The 25,011-nt window shown below is 29.3% G+C and carries 20 protein-coding genes and 1 riboswitch; of the genes, 15 read left to right on the top strand and 5 right to left on the bottom strand.

Annotation, left to right across the window (positions count from 1 at the left end; translation table 11 throughout):
- Positions 1-225: 225 nt before the first annotated feature.
- Positions 226-672 (top strand): DUF5071 domain-containing protein, encoded by a 447-nt coding sequence (locus COL3_RS05110; RefSeq protein WP_008429248.1) that lies wholly within the window; start codon positions 226-228, stop codon positions 670-672.
- A gap of 108 nt (positions 673-780) precedes the next feature.
- On the opposite strand, the gene COL3_RS05115 is transcribed toward COL3_RS05110, so the two are convergent.
- Positions 781-1,983, bottom strand: coding sequence for a serine-tRNA(Ala) deacylase AlaX (locus tag COL3_RS05115; RefSeq protein WP_008429246.1), 1,203 nt, complete (start codon positions 1,981-1,983; stop codon positions 781-783).
- Between the two features lie 179 nt (positions 1,984-2,162).
- Here COL3_RS05115 and COL3_RS05120 point away from each other — a divergent pair, with 179 nt between their 5' ends.
- A complete protein-coding gene (locus COL3_RS05120; protein WP_008429244.1) occupies positions 2,163-2,687 on the top strand; it encodes a putative ABC transporter permease in 525 nt (174 codons plus the stop codon).
- A gap of 138 nt (positions 2,688-2,825) precedes the next feature.
- Here the strand turns inward: COL3_RS05120 and COL3_RS05125 are convergent, their stop codons facing one another.
- A complete protein-coding gene (locus tag COL3_RS05125; RefSeq protein ID WP_008429242.1) occupies positions 2,826-4,016 on the bottom strand; it encodes a pyridoxal phosphate-dependent aminotransferase in 1,191 nt (396 codons plus the stop codon).
- Positions 4,017-4,622: 606 nt separating this feature from the next.
- Here COL3_RS05125 and COL3_RS05130 point away from each other — a divergent pair.
- Positions 4,623-5,885, top strand: a complete 1,263-nt coding sequence (locus COL3_RS05130; protein ID WP_008429239.1) for a methyl-accepting chemotaxis protein — start codon at positions 4,623-4,625, stop codon at positions 5,883-5,885.
- A gap of 111 nt (positions 5,886-5,996) precedes the next feature.
- Here COL3_RS05130 and COL3_RS05135 read toward each other — a convergent pair whose 3' ends face one another.
- Positions 5,997-6,923: a DUF4097 family beta strand repeat-containing protein gene (locus tag COL3_RS05135; protein WP_008429238.1), complete on the bottom strand. Its 927-nt coding sequence runs from the start codon at positions 6,921-6,923 to the stop codon at positions 5,997-5,999.
- The gene (locus COL3_RS05140) at positions 6,923-7,900 is read right to left on the bottom strand and encodes a DUF1700 domain-containing protein (protein ID WP_008429235.1); all 978 of its coding nucleotides are present in this window, start codon (positions 7,898-7,900) and stop codon (positions 6,923-6,925) included. The genes COL3_RS05135 and COL3_RS05140 overlap by 1 nt, the downstream gene beginning before the upstream one ends.
- A gap of 875 nt (positions 7,901-8,775) precedes the next feature.
- Between COL3_RS05140 and COL3_RS05145 the strand changes: the two genes are divergently transcribed.
- The 11 genes from COL3_RS05145 (at position 8,776) to dapA (ending at position 22,046) form a co-directional block, all read left to right on the top strand.
- The gene (locus COL3_RS05145; RefSeq protein ID WP_008429234.1) at positions 8,776-9,450 is read left to right on the top strand and encodes a hypothetical protein; all 675 of its coding nucleotides are present in this window, start codon (positions 8,776-8,778) and stop codon (positions 9,448-9,450) included.
- 173 nt (positions 9,451-9,623) lie between these two features.
- Positions 9,624-9,792: riboswitch (Lysine riboswitch) on the top strand.
- Between the two features lie 257 nt (positions 9,793-10,049).
- Positions 10,050-11,345, top strand: a complete 1,296-nt coding sequence (gene lysA / locus COL3_RS05150) for a diaminopimelate decarboxylase (protein WP_008429232.1) — start codon at positions 10,050-10,052, stop codon at positions 11,343-11,345.
- A 356-nt stretch (positions 11,346-11,701) separates the two neighbouring features.
- A complete protein-coding gene (lepB, locus tag COL3_RS05155; protein WP_008429230.1) occupies positions 11,702-12,256 on the top strand; it encodes a signal peptidase I in 555 nt (184 codons plus the stop codon).
- A 145-nt stretch (positions 12,257-12,401) separates the two neighbouring features.
- On the top strand, positions 12,402-13,058 hold the full coding sequence (lepB, locus tag COL3_RS05160; protein WP_008429227.1) for a signal peptidase I: 657 nt from the start codon (positions 12,402-12,404) through the stop codon (positions 13,056-13,058).
- Positions 13,059-13,106: 48 nt separating this feature from the next.
- Positions 13,107-13,328: a DUF3006 domain-containing protein gene (locus COL3_RS05165; RefSeq protein ID WP_008429226.1), complete on the top strand. Its 222-nt coding sequence runs from the start codon at positions 13,107-13,109 to the stop codon at positions 13,326-13,328.
- 59 nt (positions 13,329-13,387) lie between these two features.
- A complete protein-coding gene (gene ftsH, locus COL3_RS05170) occupies positions 13,388-15,478 on the top strand; it encodes an ATP-dependent zinc metalloprotease FtsH (RefSeq protein WP_008429224.1) in 2,091 nt (696 codons plus the stop codon).
- Positions 15,479-15,674: 196 nt separating this feature from the next.
- Positions 15,675-17,849, top strand: a complete 2,175-nt coding sequence (gene helD / locus COL3_RS05175) for an RNA polymerase recycling motor HelD (RefSeq protein ID WP_008429221.1) — start codon at positions 15,675-15,677, stop codon at positions 17,847-17,849.
- A 378-nt stretch (positions 17,850-18,227) separates the two neighbouring features.
- Positions 18,228-19,046: an ABC transporter substrate-binding protein gene (locus tag COL3_RS05180; RefSeq protein WP_008429219.1), complete on the top strand. Its 819-nt coding sequence runs from the start codon at positions 18,228-18,230 to the stop codon at positions 19,044-19,046.
- A 350-nt stretch (positions 19,047-19,396) separates the two neighbouring features.
- Positions 19,397-20,041 carry an amino acid ABC transporter permease gene (locus COL3_RS05185; protein ID WP_035284513.1) on the top strand — a complete coding sequence of 215 codons (645 nt, stop codon included), beginning with the start codon at positions 19,397-19,399 and terminating at the stop codon, positions 20,039-20,041.
- On the top strand, positions 20,028-20,750 hold the full coding sequence (locus COL3_RS05190; protein ID WP_008429215.1) for an amino acid ABC transporter ATP-binding protein: 723 nt from the start codon (positions 20,028-20,030) through the stop codon (positions 20,748-20,750). Before COL3_RS05185 ends, COL3_RS05190 begins: the two co-directional genes overlap by 14 nt.
- Positions 20,751-21,173: 423 nt before the next feature.
- Positions 21,174-22,046: a 4-hydroxy-tetrahydrodipicolinate synthase gene (gene dapA, locus COL3_RS05195; RefSeq protein ID WP_207655437.1), complete on the top strand. Its 873-nt coding sequence runs from the start codon at positions 21,174-21,176 to the stop codon at positions 22,044-22,046.
- Between the two features lie 667 nt (positions 22,047-22,713).
- Here dapA and COL3_RS05200 read toward each other — a convergent pair.
- Entirely contained in the window at positions 22,714-23,382 is a 669-nt protein-coding gene (locus COL3_RS05200) for a transposase (protein ID WP_008429211.1), read from the bottom strand.
- 307 nt (positions 23,383-23,689) lie between these two features.
- Here COL3_RS05200 and COL3_RS05205 point away from each other — a divergent pair, with 307 nt between their 5' ends.
- Positions 23,690-24,976 (top strand): M18 family aminopeptidase, encoded by a 1,287-nt coding sequence (locus tag COL3_RS05205; protein WP_008429209.1) that lies wholly within the window; start codon positions 23,690-23,692, stop codon positions 24,974-24,976.
- Positions 24,977-25,011: the final 35 nt, after the last annotated feature.

Raw genomic sequence — 25,011 nt, forward strand, 5'->3', positions numbered from 1 at the left:
TTAAATAGAATAGCTGTAAAAACTTTAGGAATAACTGATGATAAATACACACCATTATATTATCATTATGATGGAATGGGAAGTGTAACAAGTCTAGTAAATACAGCAGACCAAACGGAAGCTAAATAGAGATATGATGCCTTCGGAGTACCAAAACCAGGTTTAAAAATAGATACTTATGAGAATGGCTTCATAAACTCTTATGGCTACAATGGAGGAAATTATATGAAAAAAGGTATTAATATGCTTATTAATAAGTTAGATTGCAATGCTCCAATTAATTCTCAAAAAGATGCTATTGAGCAATTATTGAAAATTGATGATGAGTATGTTACATTGCTAGTTCAGCCGCAGGAAAAAAAGTATTGGGAAAATTCTGCAAGAGTGCTGAAATCTATAGGATTTCCAAGAAATAAACTGGCGATTCCTGGTTTGCTTCAGTGGCTACAAGATTTAAATTGGCCGGGAGCAATGATTGCCATGGAAACTTTACAGAATGTTGAGGTACATGTAATGCTCCCATATTTAGAAACAGCAGTTCAAATAGCCGTAGAAGAAAATGATGATATGTGGATAATGGCATTAAAAGAGTTAGCAACAAGCAGAATGTCTATTAAAGCATCTGATTTTAAAAATCAGGAATTATATAAGATTCTTGAACAATCTAAATAAGAAAAGATTTATAAAATAGGGAATAATGCTTTAAAAGTTATGGTCAGCAAGTGAAGTGATACTTACTGACCTAATTTTATAACTGAAGAGTTGAAAGTAGAAAATTCATTATCTTAGCAAATGTTCTATTTTGTTAAATGCGTAATCTAACGCACTTTCAAGGTTTGCGTTATTTTTACCGGCACCTTGGGCTTGGAATGGGCTTCCGCCCCCCTTACCATCAATAAGAGTTATAGCGTCCTTTAATAAATCGTTCATTTTCACATCTTTAACATCCTTAGAGCAGGCAAAGATAAGATTAGCTTTTTCATCAGATTTTACAGCCATTAAAGCAATTGTTTTTTCATTTTCAATTAACTTAGAGGTAAGATTACTTACGTATTTTAAATTTTCACCATCAAATATTTGTTTTATGACTTTAGTGTTATTTATGTTGGCCGCGCTTTCAAGAATCTCTTTAACTTGATATTTAGCTAATAAAATATTAAGGCTTTTACTTGTTTCATTGGCCTCGCGAAGATTTTCATTTAGATTTTTTATACCATTTATAGCTTCATTTTCATTACAATTTAAATATCTGCATATAGAGTTTTGAAATTCATCTTTTTCAAAAGAATCTGAAACAGCACGATCACCAGCTAAGAATTCTATTCTTGTTCCTTCTTTATGTTTTTGGAATCTCTTTATTTTTATTAGTCTCAAATCAAGAGTTGATGAAGGATGAAGACCACAGCAGGCATTTATATCAAAATCACTAATTTTAACAACTCTAATATCCTCTTCAGTATTTGGAAGAGCACGTCTAAGAGTTAATTTTTTTAGTTCAGCCTTAGTTGGAATGAACGATTCCACAGTTAAGGCATCACCTATTATTTTATTTGCAAGTTTTTCAGCTTCTCTTACTTGTTCTTCAGTTAAAATTCCATAAATATCAACTGTACTTATGTCAGAACCTAAATGTATGGCAAATGTGTTGGCGTTAAAAAGATTAAAGAAAGCACCTGATAAAACATGTTGACCTAAGTGTTGATGCATACCATCACGTCTTCTATCCCAATTAATTGAACATTTGACCTTATGAATTTTAATTGGTTTCTTCTCTACAACATGATGAACAATATCATCTCTTTCATAAACATCAATGATTTGTTGATCATCTAAAAATCCAAGATCGCAGCTTTGACCACCACCGCCTGGGAAAAATGCTGTTTTATCTAATATAACATGAAACTTATTATCTATTTCTCTTATATCAACAATTTCAGCAGTAAACTCCTTAAGGTATTGGTTATCATAATAAATTTTTTCCATATGTAAACTAGCCTCCTTAGACATACTTATTTCAAAGGCTCAGTAATTAATACTTACTTAATCTGAGTCTGAGAATAACTTAATAATATTATTATATCAGAAAGAACTTTAATGTGGATAAAAGATTAATCTTCTACAGATACTAGCATTAATTATTTTGTAGAATGAGGTGATTAAAAATGAGATTATTATTATATGTAGTGTTCAATTTAATATTTTACTCTTTTATAGGTTGGATAATAGAAGAAGCATATAGTTATATTGTTACAAAGAAATTCCAAGAAGAAGGCTTTTTATTTGGACCATTTAAGCCAATGTATGGAATTGCCTTTACTCTTCTAATTGTATGCAATGAAGTGCTGAACATTGATGGGATTCCATTAATTATATTATGTTTTTTAATTCCAACAACCGTTGAGTATATAAGTGGATATATTCTTAAACATGAATTTAACAAAGTTTACTGGGATTATTCAAATTTTAAATATAATATTCATGGATATGTCACTTTAAGGTTTTCTTTATATTGGATGTTACTTAGTTTTTTGGGGATTTATTTTTTTCAATCTATTTTACACAGAGTATACATACAAAATCAAGTGCTTTTTAATTTGTTAGCAATAGCCGGTGCTATTGAATTTACAGTAGATTTTTATCTAACATTGAAGAAATTGGAATATGAGAAGCTTAAAGCAGTAAAGTAGGTGCTCATTATTTAAGGGTACTCTTTCGCTATGAACTGCATAGAAGTTCAACAATTATCCTTTTCAGCAGCTGAGCAGTCAGAATACCCTTTTATTTTGTGTTTTAAATGGTATAAGCTTAACTATAAATTTTATTTTTTACTTTAAGTTGTATAATGCAGCTAGTTTATCGAAAGCCTGCAATGAATTTTTGATTTTTTCATATGAAATGCAATAAGCTAATCTTACATGACCAGGGCAGCCAAAAGTTGATCCAGGTACGAGTAATAAATTAAATTGTTTTGCATCTTCACAGAATTTTTTATCGTCCTCGATTGGTGATTTAGGGAATAGATAAAAAGCACCTTGCGGCTTAACACAAGTAAATCCAAGTGATATTAGGTGGTTATATAAAAGATCACGGTTTCTTTCATAAATACTTACATCAACTTCTGAATCTAAAGATTTTGCAATTACTCTTTGAAATAATGATGGAGCATTTACAAAACCTAAAATTCTATTAGCTATATTAAGCGCAGACATCATTTCATCAAGATTGCTGAGGGATGGGTTTGCAACTACATATCCTATACGTTCCCCAGGCAAAGATAATGATTTGCTATAAGAATAACCTATAAAGGTATTATCATAATACTTCAAGAGACAAGGCAAGTTAATTTTATCATAAACTATTTCTCTGTATGGTTCATCAGATATTAAGTATATAGTAGTATTGAATTCTTTTTGTTTTTCATTAAGTAAAAATGCTAAGTCTTGTAGTACTTTTTCGGAATAAACAACGCCAGTTGGATTATTAGGGTTATTTATTATTAAAGCCTTAGTTTTAGCAGTAATCACTTCCCTTAATACATCTAAATCTGGTTCAAAAGTTTCAGTATTAGTAGGAGAAATTACGAGTTTACCATCGAAGTTTTGAACATAATTACCGTATTCACCAAAGTATGGAGAAAAGGTAATAACTTCATCATTGGGATTTAAAATGGATTTCAAAATTATATTTAACCCGCCTGCTGCCCCGCATGTCATAACAATATTGTTTCTTGAAAGGGATAAATCATATTTTTTATTTAGGAAATTACTTATTGCATCTCTAACATCTTCATATCCAGAATTACTCATGTAACCATGCACTAAATTTGGAGTTTCCTCATTCAAAATTTCAAATATAACTTCCTTAACTTTTTCTGGAGGTTCAACATTCGGGTTACCAATACTGTAATCAAAAACATTTTCTTCTCCATAAATTTCTGATAATCTTTTTCCTTCTTCAAACATGGCTCTTATGGTTGAACTGTTTGAAACAAGGGATTTCATCTTATTTGATATCATTTCTTAAGCCCCCAATTCGCATAATATTAGTTTTTTAAATATAAATTACATTTATATTTTGTTAATATATATAGTTTACCATACTTTATTGATAAACCAAGTCTAATACATAATAATTTGGATTATATCCATTCAATTTAATAATAATGTGATACTGGATTTCTGTGAAATAATCTTCGAGTTCATCAATTTATTGTGAGAATTAACAAATCACATTATAAAGAATAGTAGAATCGTTAAAGGGTTGATTTATCTAGAGTTTATGAAAAGGATATAAACTTAAATTTTTATTAATATGGTTGAAAAAGTAAAATGCACATGATATTCTAGTAAAGAATACTGATAAAAATGTATTTTGTAATATTTTATTGTAGATACAAATACATTTTTTTTATATTATGTCAGATAAGTAATATTTGTAGTAACACAAACAACATTTCTTTAAATCTTTTCTTAATTAACTTCAAAGTATTAAATAATTACGAATTAATAGCTAAGTTAGTTATCTGTTACATACGAACTGTATTAAATTGTCTTTCGAATAATTAATCATATTACAAGGAAAACATTTTGCGTAAATTAAATTTAAGAAAAGGAGCATAAATTATGGAGGAAAATAAAAAAATAAGTTTTTTACATTCCACTGCAACAAGAATTTTTTCAGTTTATATTATAATGATATTAATGGGAATTGGAATTGGAGTAGGAATAAAAACAAGTTCAACACTAATGATGATGTCTTTAGGAATAGCTGTTATAATAGGAGGAACATTAATTTTTACAACAATAGGGTATATAATAACACCACTTCATAAGATAAGACAATTAGCTGAGAGAATGAGTAAATTTGATATTTCAACCAATATTACAATTACTAGAAAAGATGAATTTGCTTATATAGGACAAGCTTTGAACAAGGCTCAGGATAATTTAAGACAAATGATAAAACTTTGTGCAGAAAATGCTGAAAATGTGTCTTCATTAAGTGAAGAAGCATCTGCTACAGTTCAAGAATTATCAGCAAGCTTAGAAAATGTAAATATAGAATTTGAAAAAATTGATTCAAGCACACAAGAGAATAGTAGTAATGTTGAAGAAATCTACGCATCAATACAACAAGTAACCGCAAATATGGAAGAATTAGCAGCAAAAGCTGAAACTGGAAGTGAAAATTCAGTCAACATAAAAGAAAGAGCTGTAAATGTAGAAAAAGACAGTAAAAAGGCTATTGAAAATACAAGAATCGTATATCAAGAAAAAGAGGAATACATAAAGAAAGCTATTGAAGAATCAAAAGTAGTTGAAGAAATAAAGGTAATGGCAGATTCAATAGCAAGTATTGCAGAACAAACAAATCTTCTAGCATTAAATGCAGCAATTGAAGCAGCAAGAGCAGGAGAGTCAGGTAAGGGTTTTGCAGTAGTTGCAGAAGAGGTAAGAAAACTAGCAGAAGAGTCATCTTCATCTGTTGTTACAATTCAAAATACAATAGAAAGAGTTGAAAAAGCATTTACCAACCTTTCAGAAAATAGTAAGGATATGCTTGGTTTTATTAGAACTAATGTAAGAGCAGATTTAGAGGGATACGGAAGTATTGCAATGCAATATAATGAAGATGGAGAATTTATAAGTGAGATGTCTAATCAGATAGCTGAAATGTCTGAGCATGTAAATGCATCTATTGAACAAGTAAGTGCAGCTATATCAAATACAGCTAAAAATTCAGAAGCAGTTTCGAGCAGCACTCATAATATACAACAAGGAATAAGCGATACATCGTCAGCTATGAAGCAAGTAGCAGAAACAATTTCGAAGGAAGCAATTAAAGCTGAAGAGTTAAGTAGTATTATTTCAAAGTTCAAATTGTAATAAGGCACAATTAAAAAGTCACCAAATCATGGAATGGGATTACTGACGTATCTCCTTATCTACATAATTTGGTGATTATTTTATATATATTTAACAATTTATATAAAAGACTTACCTAACATTTAGATCTCCACTTACTGTATTAATATCGATGAGAGAACTTTCATCACCATAGGAAAGCTGATTCTTAGGTGAATTTAAATTTCCAGAAACTGTTTCATAATTGATTTTATACCCTTTATTTTTAGGAAGGAGTAAGGTTACAGAGCCGGATTTAGTGCTTAATGCTACATTATTCAGTGAGTTTATTAATTGTAAATCAATATCTCCGGAAGTAGTGTTGCCAGTTACAGTCCCCAAAGTACCATCTCCAATAATATCGCCAGAAGATGAACTGAATTTAGTTTCTGTAGAAGCTGTTACATTTTTAAAGTGAATATCTCCGCTAGAGTTACCTAAATTCAAATAATTTAAATTTGAATTAATAGTATTTATATCACCACTAGCTGTTGAAAGGTTTAAAGTATCAACAGATATATTAGAGGCATTTATACTGCCGCTGCTTGTAATTATCTTTAAAATCCCTCTATCTTTGAGCTTGTTTGGAATGTTTACTGAAATAGTGGCATTGCCAGGAGTGTCGTATCTAGTACTCAAAATTAATTTATTACCGCTTTCAGACTCAGATAAATCGCTAGATATGGTACTGTGGCTTTTTATTTGAACCTTTAAACTTTCGCCATCATAGTTAGTTATATTAACATCTTGAGAATTTAAATTAAAGTCAACTTCATTAATATTATCGCCGACAGTGTAATCTTTTGATATAGAAGAGGTGTTAAAATCAAAGTTAAATCCATTGAAATTTAAATCGTATTTAAGAGAATTAAAATTTAATGGCAGTTCATCAGCGTAGTCAGAAAGCTTATATCCGCTTTGAACTAAGGTAATGCATCCGGAAACATAAAAAGTAATAGATAAAAGCAATAATATAAGCATAAGTATTTTCATATGAGTGGAAATTAACTTTTTTTGCATTAGAATGCACCTCCTTTGTTTTTTAGTAAATTATAAAATTTTATGAATACTCGTATAAAAAACTTGCAAAAATAATAAAATAGAAGTATTAAAAGTATTGATAATGAAATAGATCCTAATGAGAATAATACTATTACTGGATATGGAAAATTAGCAACAAATGCAGGTACATTGGGGAGACCAATAACGCTGGTAAAGGTTCCTCCTATTAATACACCAATACTAGCAACAAAAATACTTAGTGCTACACCAAAAAGCCCAATGAAAAAGCCGATAATACCTGTTATAACTGGGAAAAATATTATCAATGTTAAAACAACTATGCAAATCCTCAAGATAGTGTTGACGCTAATCTGTGAAGAACTATTGTTAGAATTTTTTCTAGTAAAATTATTTGAAAATGTACTTGAATTCTGTCCACTATTATTAGAATTGTAATTTGAATTATTTCTATTAAGATTGTTAGTGCTAAGATTTTCATTTGATATTTTCCAGGTATTAGTTTGGGAATTGCTTTCTTTATTATCAGATGCTATATTAGAATTATGAAGCTCGTAAAAATTGTCGTTTAGTTTAGCATTTTCTTCATTTACTTCACTTAATTCATTGGTATTCTTCAAATCATTCCCATTGGAATTAATGTTGAAAGTATCATTAATAGTATTATTTGTGTCGCTTAGATCTTCATGTACATTAGTATTTGGACTTTCGTTAAAGTTAGTATGGCTACTACTAGCAGCATCAGCATTGCCAGTTGATAGTTTTGAATCGCTAAAAATATTAAAATATTCATTTCTGCATTTAGCAACTATAGAATTAGGTTCTCCTAATTCATTTATGATTTCGTCTTCCGTTTTTCCAGCAGCTAATCCAAGGGTAAAATTGTGCTCGTAGTAAGAAATAATATCCTGCAATTTTATTTCTGGAAAATCTTTTAGACCATCCATGAGTATATTAAAAAATTCATTTTGTGTCATTAAAACAAGCCTCCTTAATAATTCAAAAATAATTTCAAATAAATTTGCTAAACATTTGTAATCAAGTTTATGGAATGGCATTGAAAATAGCGTTATTTTGGGTAAGAAAAATTTGTTTAAATTTATTTTCTGATTAAAAGTATATGATAGGAATTTATATACTACAATACATGCGCGTAAGGTTTAATGATTGTTAATAAACTATTAAGAAATTATTAAGGACTGAGGAAAGCATAAAATATACACACAATAACATCATTGTGTATAATGTTGTGGACAAAGTGTACATTTTTTTATATAAAAGTATCATGAGGCTAGTTAGATACAAGGATTGGCCTTTGTGAATAACTATATGGTATCTGTGGATAACTTAGGTGAATCATGTGAATTGAAGCTTAAGTTATTATTATGAAAACTTCTTTATCTACTATAGCATTTCAAGGCATTTGAGTAATTAAAGTAAATAGTTGTACAAGTATTTTGATGCCAAGTTCTGCATCATTAGGGTAATTTTATATTGAATGTACCAAATTTTTATTTAGAATCCATGAATAATAAGGATATTTAGCCAGAATGATAGAAATTTGCAAGATATTTTTGCTGGAAAATTTACAGTAAAAGAATATATAATATATACTTATAAACAATATGCACAATTTTGTGGATAAAAACTGTGGATAATGTGAATAAATATAAGAATATAAAATTTAACTTTAAAGAATAGTATAAAAGAGTATAATAAAAATACAATGGTATGGGTTCAACAGCAAAGCTGCATAGAGAAATATACAGTCTAAAAGTTGTAAAAGTGTGCACAATTGAAAAGAATTTTTATATAGTGAATTGATAAATAGTTAATGGGGAGGGGAAAGATTATGGGAAATAAAGAAGTTAAGTTTATTCCTCAAATAAAAGGTACTCTTAGAAATCATGTAATTGAAGTTCCTACAGTAATAAGAAACTGTGGTGGAATCAAAATTTTCGGTAAAAGAATAAAGTCTTTACTATTTAGCACTGATGTCGCATTAATAAGAAATAGTAATGCAGATGCAATAATTGCTGTTTATCCATTTACACCTCAGCCAGTAATAACACAAGCTCTTGTAATGGCAGCAGATGTTCCGGTTTTTTGTGGTGTTGGTGGAGGAATAACACAAGGAAAAAGGGTTATAAATTTAGCTATGGATGCGGAGTTTAAAGGAGCTATGGGTGTAGTAGTGAATGCGCCAACAAGCAATGAAATCGTCAGGAAAATTAGAGCAACCATAGATATACCTGTCATAGTAACTGTTATTTCCGAGGATGAAGATATTGCTAAAAGGATTGAGGCGGGCGCTACTATATTAAATGTTTCTGGTGGAAAAAAGACGGCTAAAATAGTAAAGAATATTAGAAGCAGATACCCTGAATTTCCGATAATAGCAACTGGTGGGCCAACTGATGAATCAATTAGTGAAACAATTCAAGCAGGAGCAAATGCTATAACCTTTACACCGCCATCTTCGGCTAGCATTATGTGTAATCTAATGGATGAATATAGAAAAGAATAAAGTTACAATTTTTCATTAACTACTTATGAAATAAAAAAATGTTGATTTAAGTTGAATTTATGGTATCATATTTGTAACAGTTTAATAATATGATAGTATAGTCTCTTGAGTAATTATGAGATTAGTATAACATAAAGTAATAAATAGAAGATTTATTATTAAAATATTATTTGGCCTGGGGTAGAGGTGCTGTAATAAATAGTAGGTATAAGGAGTTTGCAGACGATGATTTATACTAAAAGGTATTATAGCCGAAGAAATAGATTATTATGCAGTGGTTTATTTCTGGGGATTCATAGAATATGTGAATAACTGTCACGAAAGTGTTGAGCTACAAGGTGATTTTTCAGTTAGCAATTATATGTTAACAATTAGCAATTTAAAAAGAAATAAATGATGACATTATTTGGGCATATTTTCTTAATAAATTGATAATTAGTAAAAATTTTGAGCATAGGCATTTGATGTAATTTACCACTCGTCACAGATATACTCTGTGACTTTTGTTTTTTAGTGCAAGACAAGCATAATAAAGCCAAATATGAAAAGAAATTCTTCATAGTAAAGTTAATAAGATTTAAATTTTGGGGGTTAGAAAAATGAAATTGTTTGGAACAATGAAGGCAGAAGATAATCAATTAACAATCGGAGGAGTTAGTGCTAAAGATTTAGTTAAGGAATACGGAAGTCCATTATATGCATTCGATGAAACATTAATAAGGGAATATTGTAGAGATTATAGAAAATATTTTAAATGTGAGGAAAATGATAATAGAGTTGCCTTTGCAGGAAAAGCATTTTTGACGATTCAAATGTGCAAACTATTAATTGAAGAAAAAATGCATTTAGATGTTGTTTCTGGTGGAGAATTATATACTGCATATAAAGCCAATTTCCCTCTTGAAAGAGTTATGTTCCATGGAAATAATAAGACACTAGATGAAATTGAGTTAGGTGTTAGATTAGGTGTTGGTAATTTTGTAGTAGATAACTATTATGAAATGGAAGCCTTAAATGACATAGCTAAGGAATACAATAAGGTACAAAATATTTATTTGAGAATAACACCAGGAATTGAAGCCCATACACACGATTATATCAAAACAGGACAAATAGATTCTAAATTTGGATTTGCACCAGTGGGAACTGTTATAGAGGATGCAATTAAAAAGGCTATTAGTTTAGAAAATATAAACATTGCAGGGATACATTGTCATATAGGATCGCAAATCTTTGAATTAGAGCCGTATGAAGATGCAGTAGAAATAATGTTAGGACTTGTAAGAACTACTAAAGAAAACCTTGGTTACTTAATAAAAGAAGTAGATTTTGGTGGTGGGTTTGGTATATACTATACCAAGGAAGACGAGCCTAAAAGTACAGAAGAATATTGTAGTACAATAATTAATAAAGTTGATGAAGTTTGTGCAAGAACAGGCCAAGAAAGACCGATCCTTACAATAGAGCCAGGAAGGAGCATTGTAGCTAACGCAGGAATTACTCTATATACTGTTGGTTCAGTAAAAGAAATTCCAAGTGTCAGAAAATATGTTTCAGTAGATGGTGGAATGACTGATAATATAAGACCAGCTCTATATAATGCAGAATATGAATGTATTGTTGCGAATAGAATTGAAGATGTTTCAGAAGAAACGGTAACTATATCCGGAAAATGCTGTGAATCTGGAGATATATTATTAGAAAATGTTAAACTTCCAGTAGTTAAGAGTGGAGATATTCTGGCAATAATGACAACAGGGGCATATGGTTACTCTATGTCGAGCAATTATAATAAGATACCAAAACCGGCAGTGGTTATGGTTAAAGATAATGCAGCAAGATTAATTTGTAGAAGAGAATCTTATGATGATTTATTAAAAAATGATATTGAGTAAGATATGTAAATTAATTACTCATTGAAGGTTATGAGTCAAGTTTCTGCTATTTTCCCAAGATTATATAAAAGGGATATGCACTAATTTTTAGGATTAGTGCATATTTTTGTTCTAAAGAATCTATAAAAAGTTTATATATAAATATTTTGAGTATACTGTAAAATGTTGAATTCATAATAAAGGCATTTAAATTGTCTAAAAGTTAACAACTTATAAATATTTTATAGAATAAATTATGGTATACTAATGTAGTATGAAAAAAGAAAGTAAAGAATACGAATAATTATATAAGATAGAATATTGAATATATTATAATAAATATAATTATTCTGATTATGTGATATGGAGGAAATTCTATGGCAGAAAATAATGAGAATCAAGCTTTAGAGCCCCAAAAGTTAAAGAAAAAATCAGTAATATGGGAATGGGTAATTGATATTGCCGTTGTTGCTTGTATAGTAGCTTTTATATGGTACTTTGTCGGGTACGGGGTTTGGATTACTAGTGGATCTATGATTCCAACATTAGAAGTAAAGGATAGATTGATTGTAACAAGAGTTCATAATCCAAATGATTTAAAAGAAGGAGATATTGTACTATTTAAGAATGATGAATTTAAAGGTGAAATATTAATAAAAAGGTTAATAGGACTCCCGGGGGATAAAATAGACATTAAAGATGGAGCTGTATTCAGAAATGGAGAAAAGCTTAATGAGGATTATGTAAAAAATAATGAAGTAAAGGATGGATCATATCAAGTGCCTCCACATAAATACTTTTTTCTAGGTGATAATAGAGCTAATTCTGATGACTCTCGATACTGGAAAAATCCTTATGTTGATGAATCATATATTGAAGGAAAGGCTAGAATAATATATTATCCATTTAATCATTTTAAAGTACTTAAATGATGAATAATGAATGACGAATAATCAAGGAAGAGTTTTCCTTGGAAAATTTTCATTAGTATACAATTTAAGAAATTACGAAGTAATTTCCTCATCAATCATTAATCATTCATTATTAACTATTAATTATAAAAAAGGGAGAACGTTAATGAGAGAAGATGATCATATAATAAATTCCAAAGATATAGGTAACAAGAATGATATTACTAATATAGATAATGCTCATCATTCAGAAGGAGATAGTAGTTTTGAGAATAAAGAAAGTTTATCAAATAAAGGATTTTTAGCGCTATTTACAGCAAAAGGCGGTTTTTTTAGAGAATGGATCATTCCTATTATAGCTGCGATAGGAATAGCATTTTTAATAAACAAGTTTTTAGTTTATAATGTTTATATTCCAAGTGAATCAATGGTGCCAACTTTAAATGTGGGCGATAAGCTAATGGTGACTAGAGTCTATGATACTAGTAAAATTAAAAGAGGAGATATAATTGTATTTTATTCTGAAGAACTTGATGAAATATTAATTAAAAGGGCAATAGGGCTTCCAGGAGATCATATTGTAATACACGATGGGATTGTTAATATAAATGGGGAGGATATAAAAGAAGATTATGTAAAAAATAATGAAAAAACTAATAGTGTTTTTGATGTACCTAAAAATAAATTCTTCTTTTTAGGAGACAATAGAGCACGTTCAAATGATGCTAGAAAGTGGATAAATCCATATATAGATGCTTCTAATATACAAGGGATAGCAAGATTTAAATATTATCCATTTAAAGATTTTGGCAGTTTAAAATAAGGCATACTAATCTTATAATTAATTTACATTATGAAAAGAGGATGTTAGATGCATGAAAAGTATATAATAGATAGAGTGGAGAATAGTTATGTTATTGTCGAAAAGGAAAATGGAGAGATGGATAAAATATCTTTAGACAGCATTCAAGGTGATTTTAAAGAAGGAGATATTTTAATTAATAAGGATGAACATTTTGAAATAGATGAAAATCTCACAGTAATCCGAAAAAGAGAGATTGATGAAATTGTGAAAGATATGTGGGAAGAATGATCTAATCGATAAACATTACAATATAAAAAGATTAAAAGAATATTAAGGAAGGTGATTAGATGCAGAACAATAATGGTGGTAAAAATAATAAAAAGAATGATAAAAATAAGAGTTCCATTACTATGGCAATTACTTATTTTTTAATAGCTTTTGCATTTTTAATGGCATTCAATTATGCAAAAGATACAGCAACAACTAAGGAAATTAATTATAATGACTTTATAAAGTTATTGGATGATAAACAAATTTCAAAAGTTGTTATAACTAGTGAAAATTTAATAATAACACCGAGTGAAGATAATGCTGAGTATAAAGGAAAAACTTTATATACAGTGAATATAAATGATGAAACCCTTATACCTAAGTTAAATGCAGCAGGTGTTGACTTTACAGGTAAAAATCCTAAAGAAACGCCTATCATGAATTTCTTACTTACATGGATACTTCCTATGGTTCTCATTTTCTTTATGTGGAGATTTTTGTTCTCTAAAATGGGAGGCGGCGGAGGCGGTGTCATGGGCATCGGTAAAAATAACGCCAAAGTTTACATGGAAAGTGAAATTAAAGTAACCTTTGATGATGTGGCAGGGCAGGAAGAAGCTAAGGAATCCTTAAAAGAAGTAATAGATTTCTTAAATGGTCCAGGTAAATATACTGAAATTGGTGCTAAATTACCAAAGGGTGTATTACTTGTTGGTCCTCCGGGAACAGGTAAAACACTTATTGCAAAGGCTGTAGCAGGAGAAGCTAAAGTACCATTTTTCTCACTTTCAGGTTCAAGTTTTGTTGAAATGTTTGTTGGTGTTGGAGCTTCAAGAGTTAGAGAGCTATTTAAGGATGCAGTTGCAAAATCACCATGTATAATATTTATAGATGAAATTGATGCAATAGGTAAAAGTAGAGATAATCAAATGCAAAGTAACGATGAAAGAGAACAAACTTTAAATCAATTACTTTCTGAAATGGATGGATTTGATTCATCTAAAGGTATAGTTATTCTTGGAGCTACAAATAGACCAGAAATTCTTGATAAGGCACTTCTAAGACCAGGTAGATTTGACAGAAGAGTTATAGTTGATAGGCCTGATTTTAAAGGAAGAGAAGCTATTCTTCACGTTCATGCAAAGAATGTAATTTTAGGGCCTGATGTAGACTTAGCTGAAATAGCTAAAAGTACTCCAGGAGCTGTAGGAGCTGACCTTGCTAATATTATCAATGAAGGTGCTTTGAGAGCTGTAAGAAGAAGAAGAAAAACTGTGCTTCAAGAAGATTTAAGAGAAGCCGTTGAAGTTATAATTGCAGGTAAAGAAAAGAAAGATAGAATTTTATCACCTAAGGAAAGAGAGGTTGTTGCTTTCCATGAAGTAGGGCATGCACTTGTTGCAGCTATGCTTAAAGGTGCAGATCCTGTACATAAAATAACAATAGTTCCTAGAACTATGGGAGCTTTAGGTTATACTATGCAACTTCCAGAAGAAGAAAAGTACCTAACATCTAGAGAAGAATTAATTAATCAAATAACAGTTATGTTAGGTGGTAGGTCAGCAGAAGAGGAAGTCTTCGATTTGGTTTCTACAGGAGCTTCAAATGATATAGAAAGAGCTACACAACAAGCTAGAAGTATGGTTTCTATTTATGGTATGAGTGAAAGATTTGATATGATGGCATTAGAATCAGTACAAAATAGATATTTAGATGGTAGAGCAGTTAGAAATTGCAGTGAAGAAACTTCAACTATTTTAGATGAGGAAACACTAAAAATAATAAGAACTGCCCATCAAAATGCTAGAAGAATCTTAAGAGAAAATAGAGATTTATTAGATAAGATTTCAGAAGTGCTTTTAGAAAAAGAAACGATTTTTGGAGAAGAATTCTTTGATTTAGTATATGAAAAATATCCAGAAATGAAAGAAGAGAAGGAAAAAGAAAAATCTGAAAATGAAAAGAAAGTAAAAGAATTGGCAGAAAGAAGAGCTAAAAAGCATGCTTTAGATGTTGTAATAGATGATAAGCCTGAAAAAAAATATTCGTCTTCAGAAAAGAATGATGAGACAGAGTCTCAGAATAAAAGCACACCTTATGGGCAAACTGATAATACTATTACAGAAGAATCTAATGAAACAAACAACAATCCTTACGATGAATTCTAAAATACTAAGTACAATTAATATATTTAGTATATAAAGTTAAATATTTTTTTATAAAATGCGCAATGAGGATATAAACTAAAGTTTTTAGCCATACATTGTGCATTTTGCAATTAATATGTATAATTAACAATACAATCAATCAACTGTTAACCGTAAACTGTTAACTGTAAACTGTCTTAAGGGGGCGTGGTTAATCTTGAGCAAAGAATTAGAGTTTTTAAGAGAAGAAGATAAATTAAAGGAAATCTTGGATATATTAAATAAGGAAATTTTAAAATATTTAGAAAAGAGAAAAAATGTTACAAATTATATTCTTGATGCTAGAAAAAAATATGTTGAAGAGTATAAAGATGACGAGGATCAAATTATAGATTATTTTGATCATGAAAATTATGTTAAAGAAGAAGCTTATAGGACGATCGATAAGAGACTTATGGAATTTACTAAGCTTAAAGAAATACCTTACTTTGGGAAAGTTATATTTAAAGAAGATGAAGATCTTCCTGAAGAAATTTATGTTGGTAGATATGGATTAACCTTAGAAGAAAGTTTTGAGCCATTAATTGTTGATTGGAGAGCACCAATTGCAGCACTTTTTTATAAGGGCACTCTAGGGAAATCAAACTATAACCCACCATCTGGAGAAATAGATGTTGATATCTTGTCAAGAAAACAGCTTATAATTAAAAAAGGTCAGCTAAAAGGTGTATTTGATTCAGCTATAGATGTAAAGGATGAAATACTTCAAATGGTCTTAACTGAAAATTCATCTGATAAGTTAAAAGATATAGTTATGACTATCCAGAAAGAACAGGATGAAATAATAAGAGAAGATAGAAACAAAATAGTTGTTGTAAATGGAGTTGCAGGTTCGGGAAAAACAACAATTGCACTTCATAGAATTTCTTACTTACTCTATAATTTTAGAAAACAATTTGGAGATAAAGTATTGATATTCGGACCAAATGATATTTTTATGGACTATATAGCTCAAGTACTTCCTTCTTTAGGGGAAAGTAATATAAAGCAAACTACTTTTGAGAATTTTGCAATAAAGCAAATTGGATTAAAATACGAGAATTTTAAAAGCTTTGGAAGTTATATTGAAGATGCGATGAATGGAAATGAAGTTGCTCTAGAAGAATATAAATACAAAAGCTCTAAAGAATTTGTAAATTTACTAGATTTAAATATTCAAACTTTAAACAAAGAATATTTTAAAATACAATCAGTTAAATTTAACAATAAAGAAATTGTTTCAGTTGAAGAGATAAAAGAATTATTTGATAGTTATTATAAAGATATGCCTTTATTTAGAAGAAGTGAAAAAATAAAAAGAATATTAACATCTAAGATTAAAGATAAAAGAGATGAAGAGTTTTATAAAGTAAATACTGAATTTAAAGAAAAGATAAATAATCTATCCAAGGAAGAGGTAGAAATAGAAAAAACTCATTTAGAATATCTGAGAAAAATTAAAATTAGGGAAATAATAAGAGAAGTTATAAATTCCCGTAACGAATTGGATTTATGGATAAAAACCGAGCCAGTAATAGATATTTATAAAAAAATTACTAATTTATATTCAGATAAAAAAGAAAATGAAGATATAGATAACTTAGAAAGCGGAGTTTATGTGAACTACGAAGAAAATCTGGGATATATGGATTTGGCAGGAATTCTTTATTTAATGATTAAATTAACTGGCTTAAAGGTTAATGATGATGTAAAACATATCGTAATTGATGAGGCTCAAGATTATAGCTTCATACAGTTTGAGATAATAAAAGAAATTACAGGTTGCAGAAGCTACACTATAGTGGGAGATTCAAACCAAAGGTTAATTACAAATAATGAAGAACCAGCAATGCTTCATCTAGATGAAGTGTTTAAGAATTTTAATGTTGAAATTACTAAATATGAATTAAATAAAAGCTATAGATCTACTCAAGAAATAATGGAATATAGTAATAAGTTTATACAAAAGGAAAGGATTGTTCCATTAGTTAGAAAGGGTGAACCTGTTATTGAAGATGAGGTTTCAAATGATGGGGAATTTGTAGATACAATAAGTTCAATACTTGAAGATTATGAAGAAGAAGGATATGAAAATATCGCAGTTATCTTTAAAGGAAAGAAAGAATTAAATAAATTTGCTCATATAATTAAGGAAAAGACTAGTATACAAAGCTTAGATAGTGAAGAGGTTTTATACAAAGGTGGAAGGGTGCTCATACCAGCTTATTTAGCAAAGGGATTAGAATTTGATGGCGTGATAATAGTAGAAAATGGGGAAATTCAGCCTTTAGTTAAATATATAATGTGTACTAGGGCATTGCATAGGTTATCCATAATTAAATACTTAAATTAATGATAAGGCACAATTTATAAATGTGAATAATTTATCATGTAATTATGCATAATGAAAAAATAGTAACAATAAATATATTATCAAAAATGATTAGAATTTGTTTATTCTAATCATTTTTTATTGTTTTAATTACAAAGTATCATAAAAGCTTATATTGAATAGGTTTACTAACTCATATTATCTATAATCAAAGTTATAAATAGTACATAAAAAACATATAAATATATAAAATAATATTGTAGAATATTTAATTTTAATACATAAATATTTAAAAAAACGCCATATTTCTATTGAGTATATATAAAATAGTGTGTATAATTATGCTATTGACGTAAAAGCAGATAATTTTAGAAGGAAAAATTTGGGAGGTATAGATAAATGAAAAGTGGAATAGTAAAAAAAATATTGGCACTTGCAACAATATCAGCTATCACTATAAGTATGGTGGGATGTGGAAGTAGTAGTACTGCTAAAAAGCAAAATTCATTAGAAGCAATTAAAGCAAAAGGAAAATTAGTAATTGGAACAAGCGCGGATTATCCACCATATGAATTCCATAAAGAAGTAGATGGAAAAGATAAAATAGTTGGATTTGACATTGATATTGCAAATGAACTTGCTAAAGATTTAGGAGTGCAAGTTGAAATAAAAGATATGGCTTTTGATGGATTACTTGTTGCACTTCAATCAGATAAAATAGATATGGTATTTGCAGGTATGACTCCAACAGATGAAAGAAAACAAAATGCTGATTTCTCAGATATATATTATACAGCAACACATAGATTTATACTTAGATCTGGAGAAGAGACTTCAATAAAGTCAATGGATGATTTAAAAGGTAAGAAAATCGGAGTTCAAAAAGGTTCAATTCAAGAAGGTATAGCAAAAGATAATTTTGATGCAGCAAACATAAAATCATTAGATAAAGTTACTGATTTAGTTTTAGACTTAAAGAATAACAAAGTAGATGCAGTTTTAGCAGAATTACCAGTTGCTGAAATAAATGTTCAAAAAAATGAAGGTATTGCAATTGCAAAAGATCTAGTAGTTAAGGATCCAGATGGAGGTTCTGCAATAGCTATGAAGAAGAATTCTCCAGAATTACAAGCAGAAGTTAACAAGACAATAAAAAGATTACAAGATGAAAAGAAAATTGATCAATTTGTAATGGACGCAAATAAATTAGTAGAATAATATAACTTGACCTTAAGAAATATGACATAAAATAACGAGTTAAAAATGTAATGTATATTTTGCATTAAAAATAAGCTATGTTTTACACGGAATGGCATATTGTATTGTAAGACATAGATATTAAATTTAATGCAAAATATGCTTAAGCATAATAACTTGTTATTTTTTTGAGTGGACATAGCGCAATAAAAGTTTGTGAATGGAAATTAACAACAGTTGATAAATAGTGATTCATAACGTATAATTAAAAATTGGTATAATCGTTATTAATAAAATTAGATTAAAATAATGTAGGACTAGGAGGGAAGATATTGGATTTTTTATTATCTATATTTAAGAATTATTCATTTATGAAAAAGTATTCTGAATATTATTTAAAGGGTGCAGAGATAACCATTGTATTAGCATTTTTTGCGGTACTATTTGGGACGGTTTTAGGTCTTTTTTTAACACTTTTAAGGCGTTCAAAATTTAAGCCGATAAGTTATATAGCAACTGCTTATGTAGAATTTGTAAGAGGTACTCCACTTCTAGTTCAAATCTATATAATCTACATAGGATTGCCTAAATTAATAGGTATAGACATGCCTGACATGACTGTAGGTGCAGTAGCACTATCTTTAAATTCAGCAGCATATATATCTGAAATAATAAGAGCAGGAATAGATGCAGTAGATAGAGGACAAATGGAGGCAGCTAGAAGCTTAGGAATGAATCAGAGATTAGCAATGTTTCATGTAGTAATACCTCAAGCATTTAAAAATATCTTACCTGCCCTTGGAAATGAGTTTGTTTCGGTAATAAAAGAATCTTCAATGGTTTCTGTTATCGGAGTTGCAGAACTTATGTATAATGCAGGAATTGTAAGAGGAAATACAGCTTTAGGTTTAGAACCAATTGTAGTAGCAGCAGTAATTTACTTTGTATTAACTTTCACTTTAACAAGAATTTTAGGTTATGTTGAAAGGAGGCTGAAAGCAAGTGATATACGTTAAGGATTTACATAAAAGTTTCGGCAAAAATGAAGTTTTAAAAGGGATAGACGAGCATATTAGCAAAGGTGAAGTTGTGGTTGTAATTGGACCATCAGGTTCAGGAAAAAGTACATTTTTAAGATGCTTAAATTTACTAGAGACACCTACTTCTGGACAAATAACTTTTGAAGATAAAGATATAACATCAAAAGCAACAAATATAGATAAAATGAGAGAAAAGATGGGAATGGTATTCCAACAGTTTAACTTATTCCCTCATAAGACTGTATGTGAAAATATATGCTTGGCTCCAATAAAAGTAAAAGGAATGTCAAAAGATGAAGCTAAGAAAATAGCAGTATCGTTACTTGAAAAAGTAGGTCTTGTAGATAAAATAGATGCATATCCAGCTTCTTTGTCAGGTGGACAAAAGCAAAGAATTGCAATAGCCAGAGCATTAGCTATGCAGCCAGATGTTATGCTGTTTGATGAGCCAACATCAGCATTAGATCCTGAAATGGTTGGTGAAGTTTTGACTGTTATGAAAGATCTTGCAAAGGAAGGGATGACCATGGTGGTAGTAACACATGAAATGGGATTTGCAAGAGAAGTTGGGGATAGAATAATATTTATGGATGGTGGAAAAATAGTAGAATCGGGTACACCGGAAGAAGTATTTAAAAACCCTAAAAATCCACGTACAATAGACTTTTTATCTAAAGTGTTATAGATATAAATGTAAAATTATAATTATAGGTATAACCAGCCGAAAGGAAGGGTACTCTGTTGTTTCGGTTACTAAGAGAATCTAACTGAGGTTTTCTAACATTAGAAGTTGCACCCATTTCTGCATGCTCCTGAGTCAAGCTCAGGACAAGCAAAAAGTGGAACAACTTCTAATGAAGAAATACCTACAGTCAGATTCTCTATGTAACACTGCACAAAAGAGTACCCTTCCTTTCTGTATGGAATATACATAAAATGATAATAATTAAATTTAGATCTATAGTATTAGTACTATCAGTTGCATATATATTTTAAACTCAGTATAGAAAAATTTTATATTTTAGCTGTATTCTAAGTTTATAGTATAACTCTACTGTGTTATAATTAGATAGAAAATATTCGAGGGGGCAATTTTATGAAGGATATTATATTTATTGGTGCGGCAGTTGCAATTGTTACACCTTTCACAGAAGATGGAATCAACTTCTCTGAATTAAAAAAATTAATTGATTTTAATATAGAGAATGGAAGTGACGCTATTGTAATAGCAGGAACTACAGGTGAGTCTTCTACTATGACTGATGAAGAGCATAAAGAGGTTATTAGATTTACAATTGAGTATGTTAATAAAAGAGTACCTGTTATTGCGGGAACAGGTTCTAATGATACTGCGTACGCAGTGGAACTTTCAAGATATGCGGAAAGTGTTGGTGCTGATGCACTTTTATTAGTTACACCATACTATAACAAAACTACTCAAAGTGGTCTAATAAAACACTATAATTATATTGCAGATAGAGTTAATATACCTATTATTTTATATAATGTACCATCAAGAACTGGCGTTAATATAACACCTGAAACATACGTTGAATTAGCTAAACATCCACGTATAGTTGCTACTAAAGAAGCTAGTGGGGATCTTTCAGCCATTGCGAAAATAAAAGCTCTATGCAAAGATGAACTTAATATTTATTCTGGAAATGATGATCAAATAGTTCCGATCTTATCTCTGGGCGGAAAAGGTGTTATATCAGTTTTATCAAATATTATGCCTAAGGAAGCACATGATATTTGCAGTTTATATTTTGAAGGTAAAGTAAAGGAAAGTTGTGATCTTCAAACAAAGTATTTAGATCTTATTAACACATTATTTATAGAAGTTAATCCAATTCCGGTAAAAACAGCATTGGGGCTTATGGGATATAATGTTGGACCGCTTAGAATGCCATTATTCCCTATGGAGGATAAGAACTTGGAGAAACTACGTGCTGAACTTTCTAAAAATAGACTTATTTAAATATAAAATTTATTAATGAATTTATTGAAATCAAATATATATTTCTGCAGGATGATAGAAGTTTTATTCAAAATCTCAAGCTTTAAGCAATAGGATTTTGAATAAAACTTTTAGTATAGTAGCTCTGCATAAATATATATTTTTTTATTCTTTAGCTGCAACAATTTTAATTTATGAATTAATTTGTACAATCCACTTAAATGTAATTTTGCGATGCTAATTTTTTTACAGATGAACATTATCTAAGTTCCTTAAACCTAGTATAAGTTTGGTTAAGATATTATGTTACATGTATATCACCTGTATCTAAATAAAAGTATAATAAGTGTATGAGAATAATGTTGTTAATATTGTATATATTTCATAAATCTTGATTTATTAAGGCCAATTATTTATTCAATATATTTTGTTAATAGAATTTCTATCAAGTAAACAGTTGTTTTTTAATAAATATAATCGCGAATACTTCTTATTCTGGTAGTTTTCATAAATTTATTCCTGAAGAATAAAATATTGTACATAATATCTATATAATCGATAACCTTGTCTAAGTTAAATAATATGAATAAGCTAAGATACCTTTGCAAATATTTCGAAGCTACTCCACGAAAAACTGCAAACCAGTTTTCAAAGCCTAATATAAAATATTTTATTCGATTATCATCTTCTATCTCGGCAGATGACTTTTTGTTATGTTTTGTGCAACCAAAGATAGGTATCTATCTCCATATGAAATTATATGAGAATTTTTTTCTACTCTACTATAAATTTTTTCATAAAAAATTTTCCAATCCCAAAAATCTTTGAAAATAGGCTGTACAAACATAGAATCTTCTTGTCCTTTCGCTGCCAAGATCCATATGTTTTTTCTTCTAGTTATTTTGGCACTCACTTCAATATTTCTGCAGCCTTTAAAGTTTTCCTTTATTATTATTTTGTTAATATAAATAATGCCTCTTAATAAGTCTGGGGTGGAGTCTAATGTAAGTGCATGAAGCACTTTATGTCTCCAGTAAAATGCTGTTACCAAATTTATGTTTAGTTTTTCAGCACAAAATCTTAGTGATTTTTTTTCAATCATTAATTCAAGAAACTCTATCCATAATTTTGGATTTTTTTTTGAATAACTCCATAATGAATTAGTTGTATTTGAAAAAGTTTTATTACATTTTTTACACTGATATCTTTGTATGCCTTTATATGAGCCATACTTAATATAAATTTCTGAGCCACAGGTTGGGCAGCATCTTATATTTAAATCCTTATAAATATTCTTCTTCAAAACTTCATTTGTATGCAATTCTAACTTTTTTAAGTAAACATCTTCTTCTATCAAAAGAACCTCCATTAGCAATTCTAATTTCTTATTTGCAATATTTATTTATAATAATATCCATAATTTTTAATTAGTAATCAACTGCCAACATTCTTTTAATACATATAAGAAGATTTTATTAAACTTATTTAGTATTGCCAATGATAATTTGCAATATGTATAATTTACAGTATACATTTCTAATAATTTACTATTCCACATTTGATGCTATAAAGTAACCAAAGAAATATTTATAGTATTTATTATAAAAATGTATAATATAGTATAGATATATTTTGATAATTATAGAGAAAGAGGTAGTAAAGGCATGAATAACACACAAGAACTATTAGATTTTATAAATAAAAGTAAAAGTGCTTTCCAAAGTACTTATGAAGTTAAAAAAATTCTAGATAGCGAGGGATATTTTGAAATTAAAGAAGAGGATAAATGGGATTTAAAGAAAGGCGGAAAATATTATATTATCAAAAATAATTCTGCTTTAATTGCATTTGAAATTGGAACTGGAGATATAGAAAAGGATGGATTTAGGTTAATTGGAGCCCATACTGATTCACCAGGATTTAGAATAAAACCAAATCCTGAAATGCTCGTAGAGGATCATTATCTAAAATTAAATACTGAGGTGTATGGAGGTCCAATACTTAGCACATGGTTTGATAGACCTTTGAGTATAGCTGGCAGAGTTATATTAAAGAGTGGAGATATATTTAAACCTGAAGTCAGGTTGTTTGATGCTAACAAACCAGTCTTGATTATTCCTAATTTAGCAATACATATGAATAGAGATATAAATGAAGGGTATAAATTCAATAAACAGAAAGATACTTTGCCACTAGCTGCAATAATAGAAGATAAACTTGAAAAGGGCGAATATCTAATTAAATTAATTTCAGAAAGTTTATCTGTAAAACCAGAGGATATATTAGATTTTGATTTATTTTTATATGAATACGCAGAAGGTATGGTAATTGGAGCTAGTGATGAATTTATATCGTGTGGAAGATTAGATGATCTTTGGATGGTATTCGCAGGATTAAAGGCTTTAATAAATAGTAATAAGATTGGAGCTACTAAAGTTTTGGTAGCGCTAGATAATGAAGAGATAGGAAGTTTAACATCCCAAGGAGCAAATTCTTCTATTTTACAAAATATTTTAGAGAGAGTACTTTTAGGAGTTAATAAAGACAGAGAAGATTTTAAAAGAGCATTAAGTAATTCAATAATGATTTCAGCTGATTTGGCTCATGCAATACATCCTAATTACACAGAAAAATGTGATCCGACAAATAAGCCAATGCTTGGAAAGGGGCCAGTACTTAAAATCGCAGCAGGAGGCAGCTACTCTACAGACAGCTATGCAAGCGCTGTGTTTAAAAGTGTATGTGAAAAAGCAGAAGTTCCATATCAAGTATTTGTAAATAGATCAGATTTAAGAGGGGGAACAACAATAGGTCCAATTACTGCATCTAAGTTAAATATTCCAGTGATAGATATGGGTGCACCACTTCTTAGCATGCACTCAATAAGAGAATTAGCAACAGTAAAGGACAATGAATATACTATTAAAGCTTTTACAGAATTTTTTAATTAAATAATTAAGAATAGTTTTTAAGTTTTTGGTAAAAA

The sequence above is a fragment of the Clostridium sp. LS genome (genome assembly GCF_002760435.1).
In the GTDB taxonomy this organism is placed as follows: Bacteria; Bacillota; Clostridia; order Clostridiales; family Clostridiaceae; genus Clostridium.